At 70.6% G+C, this 19,451-nt stretch carries 15 protein-coding genes and 3 pseudogenes; 9 read left to right on the forward strand and 9 right to left on the reverse strand.

The window, feature by feature from the left end:
- Positions 1–25 precede the first annotated feature (25 nt).
- The 3 genes and pseudogenes from trxA to Sru02f_RS20670 form a co-directional block, all read right to left on the reverse strand.
- On the reverse strand, positions 26–328 hold the full coding sequence (trxA, locus tag Sru02f_RS20660; protein WP_218030713.1) for a thioredoxin: 303 nt from the start codon (positions 326–328) through the stop codon (positions 26–28).
- A gap of 200 nt (positions 329–528) precedes the next feature.
- A pseudogene (locus tag Sru02f_RS20665) lies at positions 529–800 on the reverse strand (transposase family protein); the annotation flags it as partial.
- Between the two features lie 104 nt (positions 801–904).
- Positions 905–1,054: pseudogene (locus tag Sru02f_RS20670) on the reverse strand (DNA-binding response regulator); the annotation flags it as partial.
- A 184-nt stretch (positions 1,055–1,238) separates the two neighbouring features.
- On the opposite strand from Sru02f_RS20670, the gene Sru02f_RS20675 reads away from it, so the two are divergent.
- Positions 1,239–1,901 (forward strand): transposase, encoded by a 663-nt coding sequence (locus Sru02f_RS20675; protein ID WP_455431897.1) that lies wholly within the window; start codon positions 1,239–1,241, stop codon positions 1,899–1,901.
- 82 nt (positions 1,902–1,983) lie between these two features.
- Positions 1,984–2,367: a hypothetical protein gene (locus Sru02f_RS20680; RefSeq protein WP_244941870.1), complete on the forward strand. Its 384-nt coding sequence runs from the start codon at positions 1,984–1,986 to the stop codon at positions 2,365–2,367.
- A 231-nt stretch (positions 2,368–2,598) separates the two neighbouring features.
- Here the strand turns inward: Sru02f_RS20680 and Sru02f_RS20685 are convergent, their stop codons facing one another.
- Positions 2,599–3,609: a hypothetical protein gene (locus Sru02f_RS20685; RefSeq protein WP_109032527.1), complete on the reverse strand. Its 1,011-nt coding sequence runs from the start codon at positions 3,607–3,609 to the stop codon at positions 2,599–2,601.
- A 419-nt stretch (positions 3,610–4,028) separates the two neighbouring features.
- On the opposite strand from Sru02f_RS20685, the gene Sru02f_RS20690 reads away from it, so the two are divergent.
- The 4 genes from Sru02f_RS20690 (at position 4,029) to Sru02f_RS20705 (ending at position 10,212) form a co-directional block, all read left to right on the forward strand.
- On the forward strand, positions 4,029–4,442 hold the full coding sequence (locus Sru02f_RS20690; RefSeq protein ID WP_109032526.1) for an NAD(P)-dependent oxidoreductase: 414 nt from the start codon (positions 4,029–4,031) through the stop codon (positions 4,440–4,442).
- A gap of 501 nt (positions 4,443–4,943) precedes the next feature.
- Positions 4,944–5,267 (forward strand): hypothetical protein, encoded by a 324-nt coding sequence (locus Sru02f_RS20695; RefSeq protein ID WP_109032525.1) that lies wholly within the window; start codon positions 4,944–4,946, stop codon positions 5,265–5,267.
- 182 nt (positions 5,268–5,449) lie between these two features.
- Entirely contained in the window at positions 5,450–9,751 is a 4,302-nt protein-coding gene (locus Sru02f_RS20700; protein ID WP_109032524.1) for an nSTAND1 domain-containing NTPase, read from the forward strand.
- 80 nt (positions 9,752–9,831) lie between these two features.
- Positions 9,832–10,212, forward strand: a complete 381-nt coding sequence (locus tag Sru02f_RS20705; protein WP_109032523.1) for a CU044_2847 family protein — start codon at positions 9,832–9,834, stop codon at positions 10,210–10,212.
- 93 nt (positions 10,213–10,305) lie between these two features.
- Here the strand turns inward: Sru02f_RS20705 and Sru02f_RS20710 are convergent.
- The 4 genes and pseudogenes from Sru02f_RS20710 to Sru02f_RS20725 form a co-directional block, all read right to left on the reverse strand.
- A pseudogene (locus Sru02f_RS20710) lies at positions 10,306–10,437 on the reverse strand (IS5/IS1182 family transposase); the annotation flags it as partial.
- Positions 10,438–10,558: 121 nt separating this feature from the next.
- Complete coding sequence (locus Sru02f_RS20715; protein WP_109032522.1) at positions 10,559–11,080, reverse strand: hypothetical protein; 522 nt, start codon at positions 11,078–11,080, stop codon at positions 10,559–10,561.
- Between the two features lie 183 nt (positions 11,081–11,263).
- Positions 11,264–12,139 (reverse strand): ABC transporter permease, encoded by an 876-nt coding sequence (locus tag Sru02f_RS20720; RefSeq protein WP_109032521.1) that lies wholly within the window; start codon positions 12,137–12,139, stop codon positions 11,264–11,266.
- Entirely contained in the window at positions 12,136–12,750 is a 615-nt protein-coding gene (locus Sru02f_RS20725; protein ID WP_109032520.1) for an ABC transporter ATP-binding protein, read from the reverse strand. Before Sru02f_RS20725 ends, Sru02f_RS20720 begins: the two co-directional genes overlap by 4 nt.
- A 255-nt stretch (positions 12,751–13,005) precedes the next feature.
- Here Sru02f_RS20725 and Sru02f_RS20730 point away from each other — a divergent pair, with 255 nt between their 5' ends.
- The gene (locus Sru02f_RS20730) at positions 13,006–14,367 is read left to right on the forward strand and encodes an NAD(P)-binding domain-containing protein (RefSeq protein ID WP_244941869.1); all 1,362 of its coding nucleotides are present in this window, start codon (positions 13,006–13,008) and stop codon (positions 14,365–14,367) included.
- Between the two features lie 84 nt (positions 14,368–14,451).
- On the opposite strand, the gene Sru02f_RS20735 is transcribed toward Sru02f_RS20730, so the two are convergent.
- Positions 14,452–15,795 carry a hypothetical protein gene (locus tag Sru02f_RS20735; RefSeq protein WP_109032591.1) on the reverse strand — a complete coding sequence of 448 codons (1,344 nt, stop codon included), beginning with the start codon at positions 15,793–15,795 and terminating at the stop codon, positions 14,452–14,454.
- A 782-nt stretch (positions 15,796–16,577) separates the two neighbouring features.
- Here Sru02f_RS20735 and Sru02f_RS20740 point away from each other — a divergent pair.
- Positions 16,578–17,786, forward strand: a complete 1,209-nt coding sequence (locus Sru02f_RS20740; RefSeq protein ID WP_174855107.1) for an SDR family oxidoreductase — start codon at positions 16,578–16,580, stop codon at positions 17,784–17,786.
- A 67-nt stretch (positions 17,787–17,853) separates the two neighbouring features.
- The gene (locus Sru02f_RS20745) at positions 17,854–19,437 is read left to right on the forward strand and encodes a PfaD family polyunsaturated fatty acid/polyketide biosynthesis protein (RefSeq protein ID WP_109032517.1); all 1,584 of its coding nucleotides are present in this window, start codon (positions 17,854–17,856) and stop codon (positions 19,435–19,437) included.
- Positions 19,438–19,451: the final 14 nt, after the last annotated feature.

The raw sequence follows: 19,451 nt of genomic DNA on the forward strand, positions 1-19,451 counted from the left end.
CCGAGTGGTGTGGGCCTCGCTGCTCTCACAGGGCGTTGCCCTGCTGGACCAGCTGCTTCAGGCCCGCCGGGTTAGCTCCAACCAGCTCGCCGACCTTGTTCCCGTCCTTGAACACCACGAAGGTCGGCATGGCCTTGATGCCGACCTCCTGTGCGATGTCCTGGTGGTCGTCGACATCCACCTTGTAGAAGTCGATCCCGGAGCTCTCTGGTTCCTTCGAGATGTTCTCCAGCACCGGGCTGATCTGCCTGCAGGGGCCGCACCAGGCTGCCCAGAAGTCGATGACGGCCGGTTTCGAGTCGTTGATGATCTTTTGGAACTGACTCATACTCGTGATGGGCGTGACGGGCATACTCAGATACCTCACTTATCCGGAGTTTCATTACCTCGGCGTCTTTCCTGACAGATGCCCTGCGCAATCCCGTACCCTGTCCGATTCCCCCGATCGGTATGGTGTGACGGCACAGTGCTTGACCCACCTGAGTCTCGTCGGCACCCGCCGCCACTCCGACGGCTCAGTGAGCTTCTTCAGCGTTGCAGCCCCAGGGTGAGCACGGCCTTGGCGATTGACGTCGTGCGGTTGGGGCTGCAGCGGGACCTGCGGAAGATCCGCCAGGACTTCAGGCGGGCGACTCCACGTTCGACGAGGGCTCGTGTGGCGGCCAGGGCACGGTTGCGGTCTTCTCGGTAGGGGTCAGTTCCTTCAGGGGCCTGCCCTTGATGCCCGTGGTCAGCCACGGACCGGCGCCCTGGTAGGCGAGATCGGCCACGATCGGAACGCCCTGGCGCTCATTGAGACGTCAGACATCTCGATCAACAGCCCGGGGGCTTCGCTCGTTGCGCTTCACGGACCGTCACCCGATCGGTGGCCACCTCGAAGTGGCTCAGTCGTTTCGCGTGGAGGTCAGTGGTTGCGCGGGATGACAAGGCCGGATCCGTAGGCGAGGACTACGAGTTGGGCCCGGTCCCGGGCGCGGAGTTCGGTCATGGCCCGGTTGATGCGGGTCTTCGCGATCAGCGGACTGATCACCATGTGGTCGGCGACCTCGTCGTTGACAGGAACAGGACGTCGCCCCGCGCGGCGACCCGTACGGCGTGAAGGTATGTGATGTCGTGGTCTCAGTTGCAAGGTTTTGCAGCTGGTAGCCGCCAGTTCCTCGATCTGCTACTGAACTTGATTGGGTGATGTCGGGTCGTTCGGCTGAGCGGTGAGCTCGCTGCGCTGTACCACTGTCATCGTGAGGTACGCGCAGGGCGGCGGCTTGACCGACGCCGAGAGGGCAGCCCGGGAGCGGGTACGGCTGGATGCGGTGACTCGGTTCGAAGCCGGGGACAGGAACCAGGTCATCGCTGGCGCTCTGCGGGTGTCTGAAAGATCGGTGGCGCGTGCGAGGACATGGGGCCGAATCGGCCGGACGCCGGTGGTGCGAGTCAGAGGCCGGGGCTCGGGCCGGGTGTCCATGGTGGGCATGACCTGCTACAAGGCCGGCGAACGATCGCGGCTGATCTACGCAGTCCGCGAATACCGCGGGCGCAAGGACCAGCCGAAGGGTTTCGGCTCCCGGGACTTTCGTGCCCTGCTGGTTCGCGCCCGGATCCAACTCGGTGGTCCGATCGTGCTGGTCTGGGACAACGTCCGCATTCACCTGACCGCAGACCTGCGCGGGTTCTTCGCAGCCAACACCGACTGGCTCACGGTGTTCCAGCTGCCTGCCTACGCCCCGGACCTGAACCCGCAGGAAGGCGTGTGGTCCATGGTCAAGCACGAGCTGGGCAATCTCGCAGCCGCCGACCTGGGTCAGATCACCCGGACCGTGAAGCGCAAGCTCAAGATGATTCAGTACCGGCCCGAGCTGCTCGACGGCTGTCTCATCGGCACCGGCCTGGCCTTCGAGGCGTGACCCGCCTGGGGAACCTGTCACCCGAATACGTGCTCGGCAACATCGCCCGGATGAGGTTTCGCCTGACGAATCGAGTGAGCCCGTGAGTGACGATGTCCTCTCTGTCATTCCGACCGACCCGCACTGGCAGCCTGAGCCGGCCGCGGCTGAGCGTGCTGCGTCGCTCGTGGAGGACCTGGCCCCCGGGCTCCCCGACGGCGTCGACGTCGAGATTGACGTCACCTGGCACGACGCACTCACCGTCGTCGACTGTGGTCAGAATCTGCAGAAGATCGGCTGCCCCCAGTGCGGCGCGTCGATCGACACCGAGTGGTGGGCCGACCTACTCGAAGCTCACTGCGACGACGGCTTCGCGACCCTTGTCGTGGTGGTCCCCTGCTGCGGCGCCGCGACCTCGCTGGACGCGCTGGAGTACGACTGGCCCTGTGGCTTCGCCCGATTCGAGATCGCCATCTGGAACCCATAGCGTGCCTGGTTCAGCGACGAGGAACTGACCGCCATCGGGGACGCACTCGGACATCCGGTGCAGCAAGTCAGGGCCCACATCTGACGCACGTCAGCCCGCGAGGAACCCGACATCACGAGTTCAAGTTCAGTAGCGATCCTGGGGATCAGCTGGTGTGTGCCCGCACGGGGGTTCAGTCGACGGATACGTCCCCGCCGGGCGGGCCAGGCCGCGTCCAGTGCGGCTTGGCCGTCAGCGCCACCGGCGTTCCGTGAGTGCCCCGCGGCCCGTCTTCGTACGGACTGCACGGTAATGCGGCGCCGGAAGGCGCGAATACCGCCACGGCAGAGCCTCCGTGAAGCCGTCCACATGGCGGAACTGTTCCCTGGCTGCTCTGTACCGGCCCTGCAGGTACAGGAAGTACCCCAGCAGGTGCCGTACTTCCGCAAGCCTCGGGTGATCCGGGTCAGCGAGTGCCGCGTCAGTGAGCGCCTCGTCTACCAGTGCACGTATATCAGGTGGGAGGTATCCGACACGACCCAGCTCGTCCTTGTGGCTCTCGTACCAAGCGATCAACGGCAGCACTGCCAGCAGGCTTCCCGGCGGCGCCCCGGCGGCCGACTTCTCGGCGAACTCCCGCGCGAGCTGATGCGAGCCTCGCCATTTCGCGGTCCAGTACTGGAGGGCGCTGGTGTGCGCTTCGAAGTGATACGGCGCCAGGTCCGTGATCTGCGACCACAGCGCGTCCGTCTCCGCGTGGGAGTAGCCCAGTCCGCGGGCCGCCCGCAGCTCCGCGACGAGCGGTGCGGGGTCGCCGGGGCACAGGGCCACCACCCGCCTGATGTCCTCCTGCGCGACCAGCAACTCCCGGTGGAAGGAATTGAACTGATTCTGCGACGTCCTGTCCGCGTACGCACCCCCGCGCAGCTCCCACGCGTACGAGACTCTGGCGCGAGCCGCCACGAGCGCGGCGTCCGGGTCCTCGGGCCGGGCCTTCTTCCATTCCGTCAGCCAACGGGCGCTCCCTCTGGCAGCAACGTCCCCCAACCGCTGTGCGTACAGGGAGCGGCGCTCCCAGTCCTGGCCGGCCTTCTCGAGGAGCTGGGCCGCGGGCTCCCAGCGGCCCCCGGTGGCAGCCCTGCACGCGCGTTGCAGCGGGGCATCGGGGCCGGCGAGGTAGGAGTTCTGCCACCGCAGTGGCAGCAGGCCGTACTTGAGCCAGCACCAGAGCAGCAGCAGACAGGGAAGGACAAGGAGTGTCATGGTTGGGCGAATCCCTCCGGGAAGAGCACTGTGACGCGCGTCGTGGGGGGTGTCGGCAGTATGCCTGTCGCGAGAACAGGGACGCACGCGGGGTGGCAGGCAGGTGGCCTACGTGCCAGGAGGCAGGTCAGCGGCGTGGCGCTGAGCTTCACCGCAGCGTTGCCGTGATGGGGAAGCCTCGTCTTCAACGGCTGACCCCCGGCTTCCTGAGTAGGCCGGGCGGCCCCGCTCCGGTCGCCGTGTCCCTCGCATACCGCAGGAAGACGGGTCAGCCGACCGCTGTCCTGCTGACCTGCCGGACAGCCCAGGCCGGGATTCCGTGAACACCGCACCTGGGAACGGCGCCCCGTCACGGCGCCTCGCCAACCCGGCACCCTCCCCCCTCTCGCCCCCCCGCCCCCGCGAAAGAATGAAGTTGCATGAACGTCACCGTCTTCGGTGCCACCGGCGCGATCGGCTCCCTGACCGTCACCGAGCTTCTGGAGCGCGGCCACCAGGTCACCGCATACGCCCGTAACCCCGGCACGATCCCCGCTTCCTGGGGCGGTCGGGTACGCATGGTGGTCGGCGAGATGTCTGACCAGGACGCCATCGACTCAGCCGTCCACGGCGCTGACGTCGTCGTCAGCGCACTGGGCCCGAGCATGGATCGCAAGGCCACGGGCCTGCCCCTGATCGCCGGCACCGGCCACATCCTTACCGCCAAGAAGCAGCACGGCGTCCGCCGCTACATCGGCCACGCGACCCCGTCCGTCCACGACCCGCGCGAGAACCCCACCCTCCTCACCCGCCTGATCGGCCTCATCGCCCGCACGTTCCTGCGCCGCGGCTGAAGTACAGAGGAAGCCTGTCCGGACGGTGCCGGAATCCGCTGCGGCACCACGAATGAGCCCGAACTGAGCGGGGAGTGACGGCCGCGGGCGTAAGTCATCGGCCCGGGCCGGGCGCTCTTGCCGGACCCGGTGCAGGGCGGCGGCCTCGGTCGCCGCAGCCTGGCGGCGGCGCTGTGCCCGGGTCGCCTCGATCGAGGCCGGCGCGTCGTCCGCGGCGGCGTCCGGCTCGGGGACGCGCGGCGGCTCAGCTCCCGCATCGCAGCGGACTGCCGCTCCACCGCCTCCGCGATCAACAGGTCCACACGGGACGGTCGGGCCGTCTCCTGGTGCTGCGAGCGACTGGCGGTAGCCCTGGGCGCCCGGTCTTGGGTTCTCCACCGGCCCTTCGAGCCGGGCGGCAGACACCGGGGTGAGCTCCGTTGAACGGGGCGCGGGCGAGTCGTCGACCGTCACTCCTTCCGGTCCTCGCAACGGGCCATGGGGTTGGGCCGGCTGGTTATCGTGGGCTGCTTCGCCGCCGGCCTGTACTTCGCCAACGGCCAGACCAAGGTCTTCGTCGCCGCCATCGCCGGCGTCGCCGCGGCGCTCTCCGCCTTCCTCAACCGCACCTACCTGCATATGTACGGGCAGACGCTGAGCCAGCTCAACCGCTACTTCGAGCAGCCGGTCCTAACCGGCTACTACCTGACGGCAGAGCGCCTGGCACACAACCTGGGCGAGGACCCCGAGAGCGAGATGCGCCGCCGCATCATCGACCGGGTTCTGGAAGCCAGCGCCCAGACGAACAACGGCGCCTCCGGCGAAGAACCAACAACACCGTCGTGACCGGATTCCGCGGGCCTGCCGACCCCTGCGGCGCGCTCGTACCGGCACCGACGGCCTCAGCACGCCTCGGCGACCGACGCATGCCTCCAGACGTCAAGAGTGGTACTAGCGAGGCGAGTTGTCTTTCCCGTGGTGGCGGTGGATCGTGAGTACCTTGTCCCGAGGCGAAGGGAAGCAGGGTCATGGCCGCGGAGTTTCGGAGTGACGTTCTGGGGGCCTCCCAGGTGCGGATATTCTCGGTCCACGGAGACGTGGCCGGTGCCGGATTCCTGGTTGCCGCGGACCTGGTGTGCACCTGCGCGCACGTCGTCGAGGAGGCCCTGGCTCTCCCGGCACCTGTGGACCAGGCCCCTGACGGGACGGTGAATCTCGACTTTCCGCTGCTGTCCGCCGGTCCCTCCGCGCGGGCCAGCGTGGTCTCCTGGCGCCACGGGCAAGCCGATGTCGCGCTGCTGCGGCTTGACCAGCCCGTCGACGGCGCGAGGCCGGTCCGACTCGTCGACGGCGCCGAAGTCTGGGAGCACCCGTTCCGTGCGTTCGGGCACCCGACCGGTGCGGATCACGGAGTCTGGGTGCGGGGCACTCTGCGCGCCGGCATGGCGGCGGGGCTCCTGCAGATGGAGGCACACCTGCCCGGGCCCCGCGTCACGGAGGGGTTCAGCGGGTCCCCGGTGTGGGACGACGTCCAGGGCGGGGTCGTCGGCATGACCGTGGCCGCGCACCGAGGGGAGAGTACCGCCTATTTGCTGCCGTCGGCCGACCTGATCGACGAGCACACCATGCCGGCACGTTGCCCATTCCAGGGACTGGAGCCCTTCACCGAGAAACAGTCGCAGTTCTTTCACGGTCGTGGCGCCGACACCACCCGGGTGCTGGAGGCTCTTGACCAACGGCCGGTGGTACTGGTGGTCGGGCCCTCAGGATGCGGGAAATCCTCCCTGGTGGGGGCCGGAGTGCTGCCCCGGTTGCGGGACCAGGGTGCCGGCGTGTCCGAGTTGCGTCCCGTCCCAGGCGCCCGGGCGACCTCCGTTCTCGCTCACGTGCTGACCGATATCCTGGAACCGGGGCTCAGCGAGATCGAACACCTCGTCAGGGCCGAGGAACTGGCCTGGCTCCTCGCCGACGGCCCGGATGTCCTCGCGGCGCTGCGGGACCGGATCCTGGCCCGTGGCCCGAGCGCCGGGCACGTGCTCTTCGTGGATCAGTTCGAGGAGTACGCACGCGCCGTGCCCGCCGAGGCTTGCGAGCTGTTCGGCATGCTTTCAGACCTCGTCGGCCGGCGAGGCCCGGCAGCCCTGCGGGTTGTCGCCACGGCGCGTCCCGACTCTCTCGACGCAGTGGTGACGGTCGACACGTCCGACATCGTCAGTGATGCCGTGCAGTTCCTTGCGCCGCTGAGCGACGACGACTTGAAGCGCGCGGTGACTGCTCCCGTCGATGCCGTGCCGGGGCTGTGGTTCGAGCCGGGACTGCCCGAGAGGATCGTCGCGGACGCGGGCGACGAACCCGGACGGATGCCGCTGGTCCAGTTTGCCCTGACCGAGTTGTGGCACCAGCGCAGCAATTCGATGCTCACCCATGTCGCCTACGACGCGTTCGGAGGCATTGCAGGGGGCCTGGCCAAGCATGCGGACGGCGTCTACAGCAAGTTGTCGCGCACACAGCAAGAGCTTGCTCCCCGGTTGTTCGCGCAGCTGGCCCGGCCGGGTGACGGCGACGCTTTCGCCCGGAAACCCGTCCGCACCACCGATCTAGCGCCCGAACTCCTCGCACTTGTTCACGAGCTGACCCGATCGGGGAGACTCCTCGTCCTCTCGCACGCCCCGGGGGAATCCGGACAGGAGGAGATCGTCGACCTGGCACACGAAGCACTGACTGAACTCTGGCCGCTCCTTCGGACCTGGCTCGTGGAGTCCCGGGACTTCCGCGCCTGGCAGGAGCAGCTGCGTGCTGACATGGGCCGCTGGCAGGCGCGGAAGAGCGATCCCGCGCGTCTGCTCAGCGGCGCGGACCTGGACGAGGCGGACCTCAGACTCGAGGGACACAGCCAGGACGTCTCCGCGGAGGAGCGCACCTACATTCAGTTGAGCCACCGCCACTCCCGGCGCAAGATTCGCGTGCGCCGGGGCGCAGTGGGGGTGCTCGCCGTGCTCACGACGCTCTCCGTCGTCCTGGCGCTCTCCAACTGGCGGGGCTTGCAGCGTGCCGAACAGCAGCTCCGTCTCCAGGCGTCGGGCCTCCTCGCCCAAGCCTCCGAGGCGCGCCCGCCGGACGATCCCGCCACGGCCCTGCAACTCGCGCTGGCCGCCTACAACGCCCGGCCGACCGCCACGACCCGCCAGGTCCTGCTGAACCAGTACGTCCGCGGGCAGCACCTGATGGCCAGTCACCCGTCGGTCTGGACGGGGCGTGCCACGGGCATGACGTCCACTCCGGACGGTCGCGTACTGGTGGTCACATCGACGCGAAACAGCGACAGCCCCAGGTTCACCGTAGTCACCGACGCCCTGAGCGGCACGCCCCGAGCACAGGAGCTGAGCGGCGTACCCAAAGGACTGGTCCACGACCAGGCTCTTAGCCCCGACGGCCGCTTCTTCGCCGCTACGAGCTCATCCGATGTCGTGCTCCTGTGGCGGCTGGACGGTTCCCTCCGCCCCGAGCCGCTGTCCGTAGCCCACACATCGGCCGGAACGGTGAACAGCACTCTCGATTTCAGCAGCGACAGCAAGCGACTGCTGCTGACAGTGAAGCCCTCGGGCACCTGCGCCCCGCTCCCCAAGTGCCCGCCCGCGTTCGCCGAGGCATGGGAGACCGAGTCGGGTGCTCGTATCCGCGTACCGGAGGGGCTCGTCCCCGAGGAAGGGGCACAGGAGGCGGCTTTCACCTCCGACCCGGATTCCGTCGCGATCATCAGCTCCCCCGACCTGGGCCACAAGCGCCTCGAGATCAGAGACCTCCGCACCTCCCGGCTGCGGTACACCGCCACCGTCAAGGACAACCTGGACTCGAGCTTCAGACTGGCGGCCGGTGGTGAACTTCTCATCGGCCTGAACGGTGACAACGCGTACGCGCGGCCCCTCGGAACCACCCCCGGCCGTCGCACCGAACTGCTCGACGTCCGCTGGGGCGCGGACAGCACCCAGCGCTTCCACGTGTCGTCGAACGAATCCTCGAGCGGCACCGACGAGGGACTCTACGACGAGAGAATCCTGACCGACCTCGGTACCGGGCAGACCCACATCGCCCGCATTCCCAGCGCCCGCGACACGGAACTCTCCGACGCGGGCCTCGCGGTGGTGCCCCGCGACGACGGCGGGACGGCGGTCCTGGTACCGCTCGGCACAGCGCTCATGGTCGTGCGTGCCGAGCGCTATGACCGCAAGCAGTTCCCGGCCACGCACGGCGACGCGGCCACCAGCATGTCCCCGGACCGGCGCTTCATGGCCATCGCGGACCAGCGCAGCCTGCAGGTCGTCGACACGTCCGGCGCCCGGCCGCAGTCCGTGCCACTCCCGTTCATCGACGACGCGCCGTCCTGGACGCTTTCCTGGACCGCAGATTCACGACGGGTCGTGGTATGGAGCAGGGGAGGCAACCTGCTCGCCGCGTACCCGGCAGGAAGCCTCAAGGACAAGGTGCCTCTCGACGGTTCGCTGCCCGGGGCGAAGGCGGCGGAGAAGGAAGACTACGACCAGGGAGGTGAGGTGGAGGAAGTCGCCGCCCTGGGCGGCAGCCAGGTCGCCCTGCTGACGCTCGACGGACGCCTCGCCCGGGTCGACACAGCCAACGGGGCCCTCCTGACGAGGCCGGTCCCGGCCCACCCCGATCCCGACCGGTCCGGCATGGGCACCCTCGACGACATCTTCACCGAGGGCCGACTCGTCCCCCGGCCGCGCCACCCCGGGCAGGTCGTGGCGGTGACCCGGCGCGGCGCCGCGTTCGGCGACATCCTGCTGTGGGACCTTCGCACGCCCCGGCACATCAAGACCCTGACGGGGCTGCCAATCTCGGCGCCGTTCGTCAGCAGCGACGACCCGTCACCCGGCCCTCTCGCCTTCGACGAGCGCGGTACCCGTCTGGCCGTCCAGACCAGCGGCAAGAAGGTCCGGGTGTGGGACGTCGACCGGGGCAAGCCTCTGCCCGGCAGCGCGACCAGCTCCGCGGACGGGTACATGATCGGCGTCGGTGCCGGAGGCCGGGTCCTCACCTACAAGGAAGGCCGGGTGACGATCCACGACCTGAACGACGCCGAGAACTCCACCACGTTGAACGTCCCCGAAGAAGCGGTGGCCTCCGTGCAGGGGAACCGTCTGGAGGTACTCATCGGAGGGGTGAAGGAGTCCTTCACCTTGCGGCGCAGGACCTTCGACCTGCGTCCCGAGGCCCAGTTCCGCGCCCTGTGCAAAGTCGCGGCCCGCGACTACACCCCCGCCGAGCGTGAACTGCTGCCGGACGGAACCCCGGAACAGCCCCCCTGCACCTGACCTGGAGGCACGAGAAGATCCTGCGACCGAGTCCGGCAACATAACTGTCCGGTCGGGGTCCTTCCTGCAGAATGATCCACATGACCGATTCACAGGATTTCGCTCTCTCGGACGGAACCACAGTCCACTTCCTGATCCGGCCCGCGGAGCGTCCCACCTCCGACGCGGAGCAGGCACCGGACGGCATCGGCCCACTCGTTCCGGTCTCCAGGCGAAGGCGAGCGGCCGCCGCCGTCGCCGCCGACGCCTTGCGTACCACGCTGCAACCCCTTGGCTCGCTGGTCCAGGACGTGCACGACGCGATCACCACAGGGGCGACCCCGCCCGCCGAAGTATCCGTCACCTTCGGCGTTCAGCTCGGGCACGACCTCAAACTCGGCATCGTCAGTGGCAGCGGGCAGGCACACCTGACGGTCACCGCCACCTGGAAACCGGAACAGAACCAGGAACCCGGAACCTGACAGCACCAGCGGCAAGCCTCGATCATGCTGACACCGGCAAGTCGGAGGCCCATGGCCGCCCTCTCCCCCCAGCGCTCGTGCAACTGAGCCTTTTCAGCGCTTCCGCTCCAGGGTGAGGATGGCGGCGGCGATTGACGAGAGCCGCTTCGGACTGCAGCGGGCATAACGGAAGATCCGTCCGAGGGGCGTACGTCTGACCGGCGTGGTCACCCAGGGGCCGGCTCCTATTCCAAGGAGTGCTCGCCGCGGGCGAGCGGCGCCGCGGAGCATCCACGGGTACCGAAGGCGCGGGCCGTAACCCGGCCGACACCACCGCACGCCCTGGGATGGCAGAGGCGCCGCCCAGCTACCAGCCGGCCTTCACCGCGTTGTAGGCCGTACGACAGTCGGCGTTGGTGGCGTCCGCGGCCAGCTTCTCCATGGAGTCGCGCCAGACCGTCTTGGCCACCCTCTCCATCTCCCGGGTCTCGGCCGGGACATTGGGGGCGTACTTCTTGATCGTCGCCAGTGCGGACCTGGCGAACTTGTTGCACACGGGTCCGGCGGCGTTCCGGTAGCGGCTGTCCAGGTCGGTCGCGACCGCCTGGCCATTCCGGGTCGCCCAGGTGTTCCAGGCCGCGCACGCCACCTCGGTGAACACTGCCTGGTCGGCCTCGCTCAGCCCCAGCACCTGGGCAGTCATGGCGTTCTTGGCCTTGTCCGGGACCGTGAAGTCCACGACGGGGAACTTGTCGAGTGTTTCGAGCAGCGCTTCCTGACACGCGGGCGGCAGCGGAGCGGCCTGTGCGGTGGCGGGGACGGCCGGCGTGGAGACGCAGACCAGGGCCGCGGTGAGGACGGCGCGGCGGGCGGTACGCGAGAGAGACATGGGGCGGTGCTCCTTGCACTGGTGAGCGGGTCGTTCCGGGCACCGGTCCAGCGCCCGACGGCTACTGAACGATCACCGCCTGCCCAGGTCACGGGCGTATCGGCGGGACAGGGGGCGCACACGGAGTCGACGGCCGTCGTGCGACGGACGGAGTCCCCCGAACGGCCCCGGGCAGCCGGGCGGTCAGGCGGGTCCCACCCTTTCCGGCGTCGGGCCGGACTCAGCCGGGGGCCGGTGAGCGCCGGGGCCCTCGGTCGCTCCAGCGCCGCGGGACGCCGGAAGCGATGGCTTCCTGTGCCGCAGGAGCGCGTTCCGGGTACGTCGGCGGAAGACCAGGAATCCCGCCGCCGACGCGCCGGTGAGCCAGAGGCACTGGGTCAGGAGCGCCCGGCCGCCCGACGCGTCGGAGAAGGCGGCGGACATGCTGGCCTGAACCGCCCCGTACGTCGGGAGGAAGCGCACGACGGCACTGTCGGACCCGGAGCTGGAGAGGGGGTTCTGCAGGGCGACGTCGAGGACACTGATCATCAGGATGGCGAACATCCCTTCGACCTCGCGCCGGAGCACCGACCCGAAGACCACGCCGAGCGCGCCGTAGGTGAGGGCGGCGCCGAACAGCGCGGCGGTGAGCAGCAGGGGCTGTCGCGGCGTCCAGGCGAACCCGGCGGCGGCGGTGGCGTACACGGAGATCGCGACGCAGACCAGCGTGAGCGCGGACAACTTGGCGAGGACGAGGTGGTACCTGGGGTAGCCCGCCATCGCCAGTCGGCGGTCGAAGGCTCCCCCGGTGAACGTGGCCGCGAACATCATGAACCCTGCGATGAGGGTGACCGCGTTCAGCGCGCCGGTGATCTGAGTGAGGTGGTTGCCGGGCGGGGAGAGCACCTCGCCGGTCGCCCGGAGCCGGAAGGGGGCGGGCTGATCGGGAATGGTCACATAGGCGAGCGCGATCCACACCGGGATGTACACGACCACCAGTAGCATCGCGAACCGGTTGCGGGCGTGTCCGATCAGCGCGTACCGCGATGCCGTGACGAACAGGGACAGGTGCCGCCTCACGCCGCGGCCTCCGCAGGCCGTTGCTGGATGTGCAGGCGCCCGCCCTCCAGGCGCCAGAGCTGGTCCAGCCGGTCGATGTCGTACGCGAGGTGCGAGACGACCAGCACCGAACGCCCGGCGTCGCGCAGCATGGTCGCCAGTTCCCAGAAGCGCAGGTAGGTCTCCCAGTCGAAGCCCTGGTAGGGCTCGTCCAGCAGGAGTACGTCCGGGTCGTGCATGAGGGCCAGGGTCAGGTTGAGCTTCTGCCGCGAGCCGCCGCTGAGCCGGCCCGCGCGCTGGTCGAGGTACTCGGTGAAGGCCAGTGTCTCCATCACCTCCTCGGCCCGTTCGAGCCCGGTGAGGCCGAACGCGCTCCGGAAGAAGTCGAGATGCTGGCGGACGGTGAAGGAGTCGTCCAGCACCACGGTCTGCGGACAGTATCCGAACCTGCCGCTGTGGTGCACGGTCCCCCGGTCCGGACGGAGTTCACCGGAGAGGATCTTCAGCAGGGTCGTCTTGCCCGCTCCGTTCTCGCCGACGATCCCGGCCAGGGTGCCGGGCTTCAGCCGGAGGCCGACGCCCCGCAGGACGGCATGCTGCCGGTAGGAATGGTGCACATCGTGGACGTCCATCGCTTCGCTCCGTCGTACCTGGCCTGCGGTCCGCGGAACCGGTCCGCGCGTGCCCAACGAGTCGGCCGGGCGGGGGAAACGGCAGCCGGGAGAGCGGCTTCCTGCGGTGTCAACCTGGCGCCCGCGCGTCACGCGTGCGGCGGGAAGCCTGCCCGGAACCGGCTCGGTCGCGGTGGCGGCGGCTACCGTGACCGGGCTCCGGGAGGGTCGTACCCATCTGATGTGAAAGGCCGGTCAGCCATGCGGAGAACGTGCGTGATCGGAGCCGGCCCGTCCGGCCTGGCCGCGAGCAGGGTCCTCGCCTCGCGCGGCATCCCGTTCGACTGCTTCGAGGCGGGCTCGGGCATCGGCGGGCTCTGGCGCTATGGCAACGACAACGGGATGTCGGGGGTGTACGCGTCGCTGCACGCGAACATCTCCAAGGAGAGCATGTCCTTCTCCTCGTTGCCGATGCCGGATTCCTACCCGGTCTTCCCGCACCACACCCAGGTCCTCGCCTACCTGGAGAGCTACGCGGAGGCCTTCGGGCTGCACGGTCACATCGCGCTGCGCGCGGAGGTCACCTCCGTGCGCCCTGTGGAGGGCGGCGGCTGGGAGGTCACCCGCCGGAGCCGAGGAGCGGCGGAGGCGGTGACCGATCGGTACACCGAGGTGGTGGTGGCCAACGGGCACCACTGGGACCCGCGTCTTCCGGACCCCGCTGTGCCCGGGACCGGGGTGTTCGAGGGCTCCGCCGTCCACGCGCACGCCTACCGCTCCCCCGCGCCGTACGCCGGGCAGCGGGTGCTCGTCGTCGGGATGGGCAACTCCGGGTGCGAGATCGCGGCGGAGATCTCCCGTTCGGCGGCGCGGACGTTCCTCTCCGCCCGCACCGTGGCGCACGTGTTCCCGAAGATGCTGCTCGGGCGGCCCGCGGACCACTGGGCGGTGAGCAGGGCGGCCGCTCTGCCCCGCTTCCTCAAGAACCCGGCGATGGCACTCCTGCTGCGGCTGGCCCGTGGGACCCCCGCGCTCTACGGGCTCCCCGAACCGGTGCGGCGGCCTCTCGCCGCCCACCCCTCCACGTCGGACGAGCTCCTCGTCCAGCTGGCCCGGGGCGCGGTCACCGCGAAGCCCGGCATCCGCTCCTTCGGCAGGGACTCGGCGTCTTTCACGGACGGCAGCCGCGAGGCCGTGGACGCCGTGGTGTATGCCACCGGGTACTCACTGTCCTTCCCCTTCCTGGACCCCGCCGTCTTCGCCGCGCCGGACGGCCGCACCGAGCTGTATCTGCGCACGGTGCCGCCCCGGCTTCCCTGGCTCTTCTTCATGGGGCTCGCACAACCGGCGGGAGCGGCCTTCCCGTTGCTCGAACCGCAGGCCGAATGGATCGCCGACCTGATCGAAGGGGAGGTCCTTCTGCCGACGCCCGCGGAGATGACCCGGTCGATCGCCCGTGCGCGGGAACGGCACGACAAGGTCTACGCGCCGACCTACCGGCACGGGATCGAGATCGACATCCGCGCCTACCGGCGGGCCCTTCGTAGGGAGCTGCGGGCGGGCAGGCGCCGAGCGCTCCGGGCCGCCGCTCGCCGCCCCGACGCGCCTCGTCCCGCTCCGGTGTCCGACGCGGTGTGACCAGCCCTCCCGTGCCGGTGCGGGGGCGGGGCCGGCCACGTGCGGGCACGGGGCAGCAGGGGCCCGCGCCCGCACACCCGCTCATCACCGCCGCACGCTCTCCTCCAGCTCTCGCACGGCCTGTTCCCACAGCTCCGGCAGCAGCTCGCCCAGCGGCAGGGCGCGGTCCGCGACGAAGGACACCTCCGCCCAGTCGCCGAAGAACGACAGCCCCACTCCGCAGAGGTGTCCCGGCACGAGGAGCGGCAGCAGGGCCGTCCCCGTCACCCGGGTCTCCCCCAGGCTCCCCTTCTCGGCGAGCGGCATGGACGTGGCCATGACGTTGGTGACGCGGGGGGACAGCATCCTGCGCAGGTACCACGCGGTGGGACGGTCCGGCATGTAGCGGACCAGGTCCTGAACGGCCTGTCGCCAGGTGTGGCCCCGCAGCTTCCGGGTCACCGCCATGATCCGGTCGAGCCGTCGCAGCGGCGCCTCCTCGTCCGGGGAGCCGTCCGGGCGGCCCGGGGCGGGGCCAACCGGCAGGTCGACCGGAAGGGCGAAGCAGCGGTTGCCCCAGGTCTGCTCCTCGTCGGCCCGCCGCGCGTCGACGGGCAGCACGGCCGTCACCCGGGGCAGCGGCACGCCGGAGCGGGCCGCCCACACCGACAACGCCCCGGCCAGCGCGGCGAGATGCGCGTCGTGGGCCGAGCCACCGCGTCCGGCGCCGATCAGCCGCAGGGTGTCCACGGGGACGCGCCCCCGCCACAGCCGCCGCTCACCGGTAGGGGCGAAGGCCGGGTCCGGGCGGTGTCCGCGTACGGCGAAGGTGCGCGCCAGGAACCTCGTGGCCAGCGCGGCGGCCGCGCCGAACCGCCGGGGCACGCCGACCACCCCGCTCCCGCCCGGCAGTGGACGCGCTGACGGCTCCCCGTCGCCCAGCATCGCGCGGAACGTCATGGCAGCGGCCGAGCCGTCCTGGCAGGCGTGGAGGAAGCGGTAGCAGAGGGCGTACGCGTCGGGTTCGTGGCCGTGGATCAGCCAGACCCCCCAGTAGGCGCCCGGCGCGAACGGGGCGTTGAGCGCACTGTGCAGGGCTCTGTCCCAGTCGGCGGGTCCGTCGGCCACCACCTCGTACACATGCCGGTCGACGGGGAAGTCCTCGGACGGCTGCCACCCGGGCCGCCTGCCTCCCGTCACCCGGCTGGTGAGCAGGGGCAGTTCACCGAGCCGGAACGCCACGTACGCGCGCAGATCGGCCAGGCTCGGGGGCGGGCCGCTGAGATACGCGACGCCGCCCGCGTCCCAGCGGACGTCGGGGCGGCGGCGCTCCAGGTCGAGGAACGCGCGGTCGACCGCGTGGGTGGGATGACAGGGCGGGGGGACGGAACGCTTCGGCCGGTCGGACCCCGCAGAGGGGCCCGCCGGCGCGGTGGGCGGGGCGGACACGGTGGACTGCTCGGAGTCGGGCATGCGGGTGCGGGCTCCCGTTCGGGCCGAGGCGGTGGCGACGACCACCGGTGGTGGGACAGAGGTACGACAGCGCGCGAAGGGCGGGACTCCGGCAGCCGGGCGCCCCATCCACCCGAGCCGGTCGCGCTGCCGGGACCGGCGGCTCACCAGGATGACCGGCGACCGGGACAGCGTCGGCCGGCTGCTGCGGCCCGTCCCGGCTCCGCGGGCGGGTACCGGACGGTTCCGCGACGGTCGCCGCCCACCCGCTATCCGCACCTCGCGGCCTCGTTTTCCCGTGCCGCGGCGGGGCCCCGGTGCCCGGCGCGCGCGGCCGTGTCCCGGGTCGCGGCCCGCGAGGGCGTCATCCTGGGGTACCGCGACGAGTTCCCCCGAAAGAGGGACCGGACCGAGCGGCGTGCGCCGGCGCCACCCACGGTCGAGCGACATCCTCCGTTCGGGTGGCCAGGGCGGATCGATGGGTGTGTTCCGTCCGCCGTCTGCCATTGTGTGGAAGGCGCCGGAGATCACCGGGGTTCGAAGGCCTGGTGAGCGCCGTCCGGGACGGGCGTCGGAAGAGCCGGGGGGCAGCGGCAGCACGGATCGGCGGGACGATCCGGACCGTGCGCGGCGCGATCGCCGACGACGACCCGCGCCGCGGGACGGTCGACGCCGTGCCGCTCGTATCCGCTTCCGGTCCGCCGCACCGCCGGTGCTCCGCCTCCGCACGCCCCGCATGGCAGGGGACCGCCCTTCTCACCGCTCTGGGAGCCACGCTCGTGCACGTCGCACTCACCGGCGCCACCGGATTCCTCGGACTGCGCCTGTTACGTCGTCTGCTCGACACGCATGAGTGGGTGACGGTCCTGGCCCACGCCGGTTCGGGCGACGCGCTGCACCGCATCACCCGTGCCCTCGAACTGACGGGTGCGCCGAGCGCGTTCCTCGCACGACTGCCCAAGCGGCTGAGGGTGGTGGAGACCGATCTGGCGCTGCCCCGGCTGGGCCTGTCCGCACGGGCGTTCCGAGAGCTGGCCGACAGCCTCGGCGAGATCTGGCACAGCGCGGGAAGCATCCATCTGGAAGGGGACCTTCCCGAGCTGCGACGGACCAATGTCGAAGGCACCCGCCACGTCCTGGAACTGGCGGCCGCCGGGCGCGCGGAACCGGTGGTGCGCCATGTGAGCACCGCGTTCGTGGCCGGCGCGCGGCGCACCGGGGTGGCGTACGAGGACGAACTGGACGACGGCGCCGGTTTCGAGAACGCCTACGAACAGTCCAAGTACGAGGCGGAGCTGCTGGTTCACGCCTGGTCCCGCGAGCACGGGCGACCGGCCTTGGTGCTGCGGCCGAGCATCCTCGTCACGGACGTGCCCCCGCACCCGGAGCTGCCTTCGCACCCCCTGCAGGTCGTCGAGCGCATCCTGCGCGACGCGCGACGGGCCACCGCCGCCGCACCACCGACCGCCCCAGGCCCTCCCACCGGGGCTCCGGACGGTCCTTCCCGCGGCGCTCCCGGGTCGCCGGGCCCCGGGACCCGGCCCCGGGTACGGACGGTGGGGCACCCGCACGGGCGGCTGAACCTGTTACCGGTGGAGCACGCGGCCGACGTCATGGTCCGCCTGTCCGAACTGCCGTCCTCACCCGGGGTCGACACGTACCACGTCGTCCATGACCGCGATGTCCCCGTGCCCACCGTCGTCGCCCTGCTGGAACGGCTCGTCCCCCTCTCGATCGACCTGGTCGACGCCAAGCCGGAGGACCCTTCGGCGCTGGAGACCATGATCGACTTCTACCCGGGCATCACGGCCTACCTCACCCACCGGAGGCGGTTCGACGACACCCGGGTGAGGACCCTGCTCGGTCCGGCGGCGGTCTGCGCTCCGGTCGGTCTCGATCGGCTGTGGTCCGGACTGGCCCCGAGGAGCGGGGCGCTCCCCCGGCCCCCGGACACCCCGCCCGCCCCTGCGCCCGCACCGTGCGCCTGAGCTTCCCGTACGTCGCAGACGGCGTACGCCCGACCAGCAGCAACCGTCCCGCCCCGTTGGAGCTTCCGTGTCCGTTCTCGCCGCTCCCCACGCCCTTCCCGTGCGTCCGCCGGTCTTCTCCCCCGAGGGGATCGCCGACCATGTCCGGCTGATCCGGGAACCCGTGCACGTCGTCAGCGGGCCGGACGGCCGGGAGCTGGGCCTCGCGACCGGGGCACCGCCCGCCGGTCCGGTGCTGGGCACGCTGCCGCCGCTGTACCCCGAGTGGCTCGGCGGCCGGACCTTCTGCGAGGCGCACGGCGTCCGCTTCCCCTATGTGGCGGGGGAGATGGCGAACGGCATCGCGACCACCGGCATGGTCGCGGCGATGGCGCGGGCGGAGATGATCGGCTTCTTCGGTGCGGGCGGCCTGCCCCTCCCGGAGGTGGAGCGGGCTGTGCACTCCCTGGCGCAGGAGCTGGGGTCCCGCACGAACTGGGGAGTCAACCTCATCCACTCACCGGCCGAACCGGAGCTTGAGTGGCGGGTCGCGGAGCTTCTGCTGCGCCGCGGTGTCCCCCGGATCTCGGTGTCGGCGTTCATGGAGCTGACCCCTGCGGTCGTCCTGTGCTCGGCGCGGGGCCTGCGCCGGGGTGCGGACGGCGGCGTCGTCCGGCGTACGCGGCTGCTCGCGAAGCTCTCCCGTCCCGAGGTGGCCGAGAGGTTCCTCTCCCCCGCCCCGACGGCTCTGCTGGACCTCCTTGTCGCGCGGGGCAGCCTGACCCGCGAGGAGGCGGCTCTGGCGGCCCTGGTGCCGGTGGCCGAGGACATCACCGTCGAGGCGGACAGCGGTGGGCACACCGACAACCGGCCGTTGTCGGTCCTGCTGCCGCGGATCGCCGCCCTGCGCGACACGGTCTGCCGGCGGTTCGGGTACCGGCGGCCGGTCCGCCTCGGCGCGGCCGGGGGCCTCGGCACCCCGGACGCGGTGGCCGCCGCTTTCGCTCTCGGCGCGTCCTACGTCGTCACCGGTTCGGTGAACCAGACGGCGGTCGAGGCCGGTCTGTCCGACGAGGCCAAGGCGATGCTGTGCGACGCGGACATCGCCGATGTCGCCATGGCGCCGTCGGCCGACATGTTCGAGCTGGGCGTGAAGCTGCAAGTGCTGTCGCGGGGCACGATGTTCGCCCGGCGGGCCGGCCGCCTGTACACGGCCTACCGTGACCACGGCTCGCTGGAGGAGATCCCGCCCGCGCTGCGTACCGCCATCGAACGCGACGTGCTGGGCGCCCCGTTCGAGGAGGTCTGGCAGCGCACGCGTGCCTTCTGGGAGGAGCGCAATCCGGCGGAAACCGTCCGTGCGGAGGCCGACCCCCGGCATCGCATGGCTCTGGTGTTCCGCTGGTACCTGGGCAGTTCCAGCCGGTGGGCGATCACCGGGGAGAGCGCGCGGCGGGCCGACTACCAGATCTGGTGCGGACCGGCGATGGGCGCGTTCAACCGGTGGGCGGCCGGCACCTTCCTGGCAGAACCGCTCCACCGGTCCGTGACGCAGATCGCCCTCAACCTGCTGGAAGGGGCCGCGACACTCACCCGCGCCCATCAACTGCGCACGTACGGCGTTCCGTTGCCTTCCGAGGCGTTCACCTACACGCCGCGCGAGCTGGCGTGAGCGGCCCCGCCGCG

The organism is Streptomyces rubrogriseus (assembly GCF_027947575.1).
Lineage (GTDB): Bacteria > Actinomycetota > Actinomycetes > Streptomycetales > Streptomycetaceae > Streptomyces > Streptomyces rubrogriseus.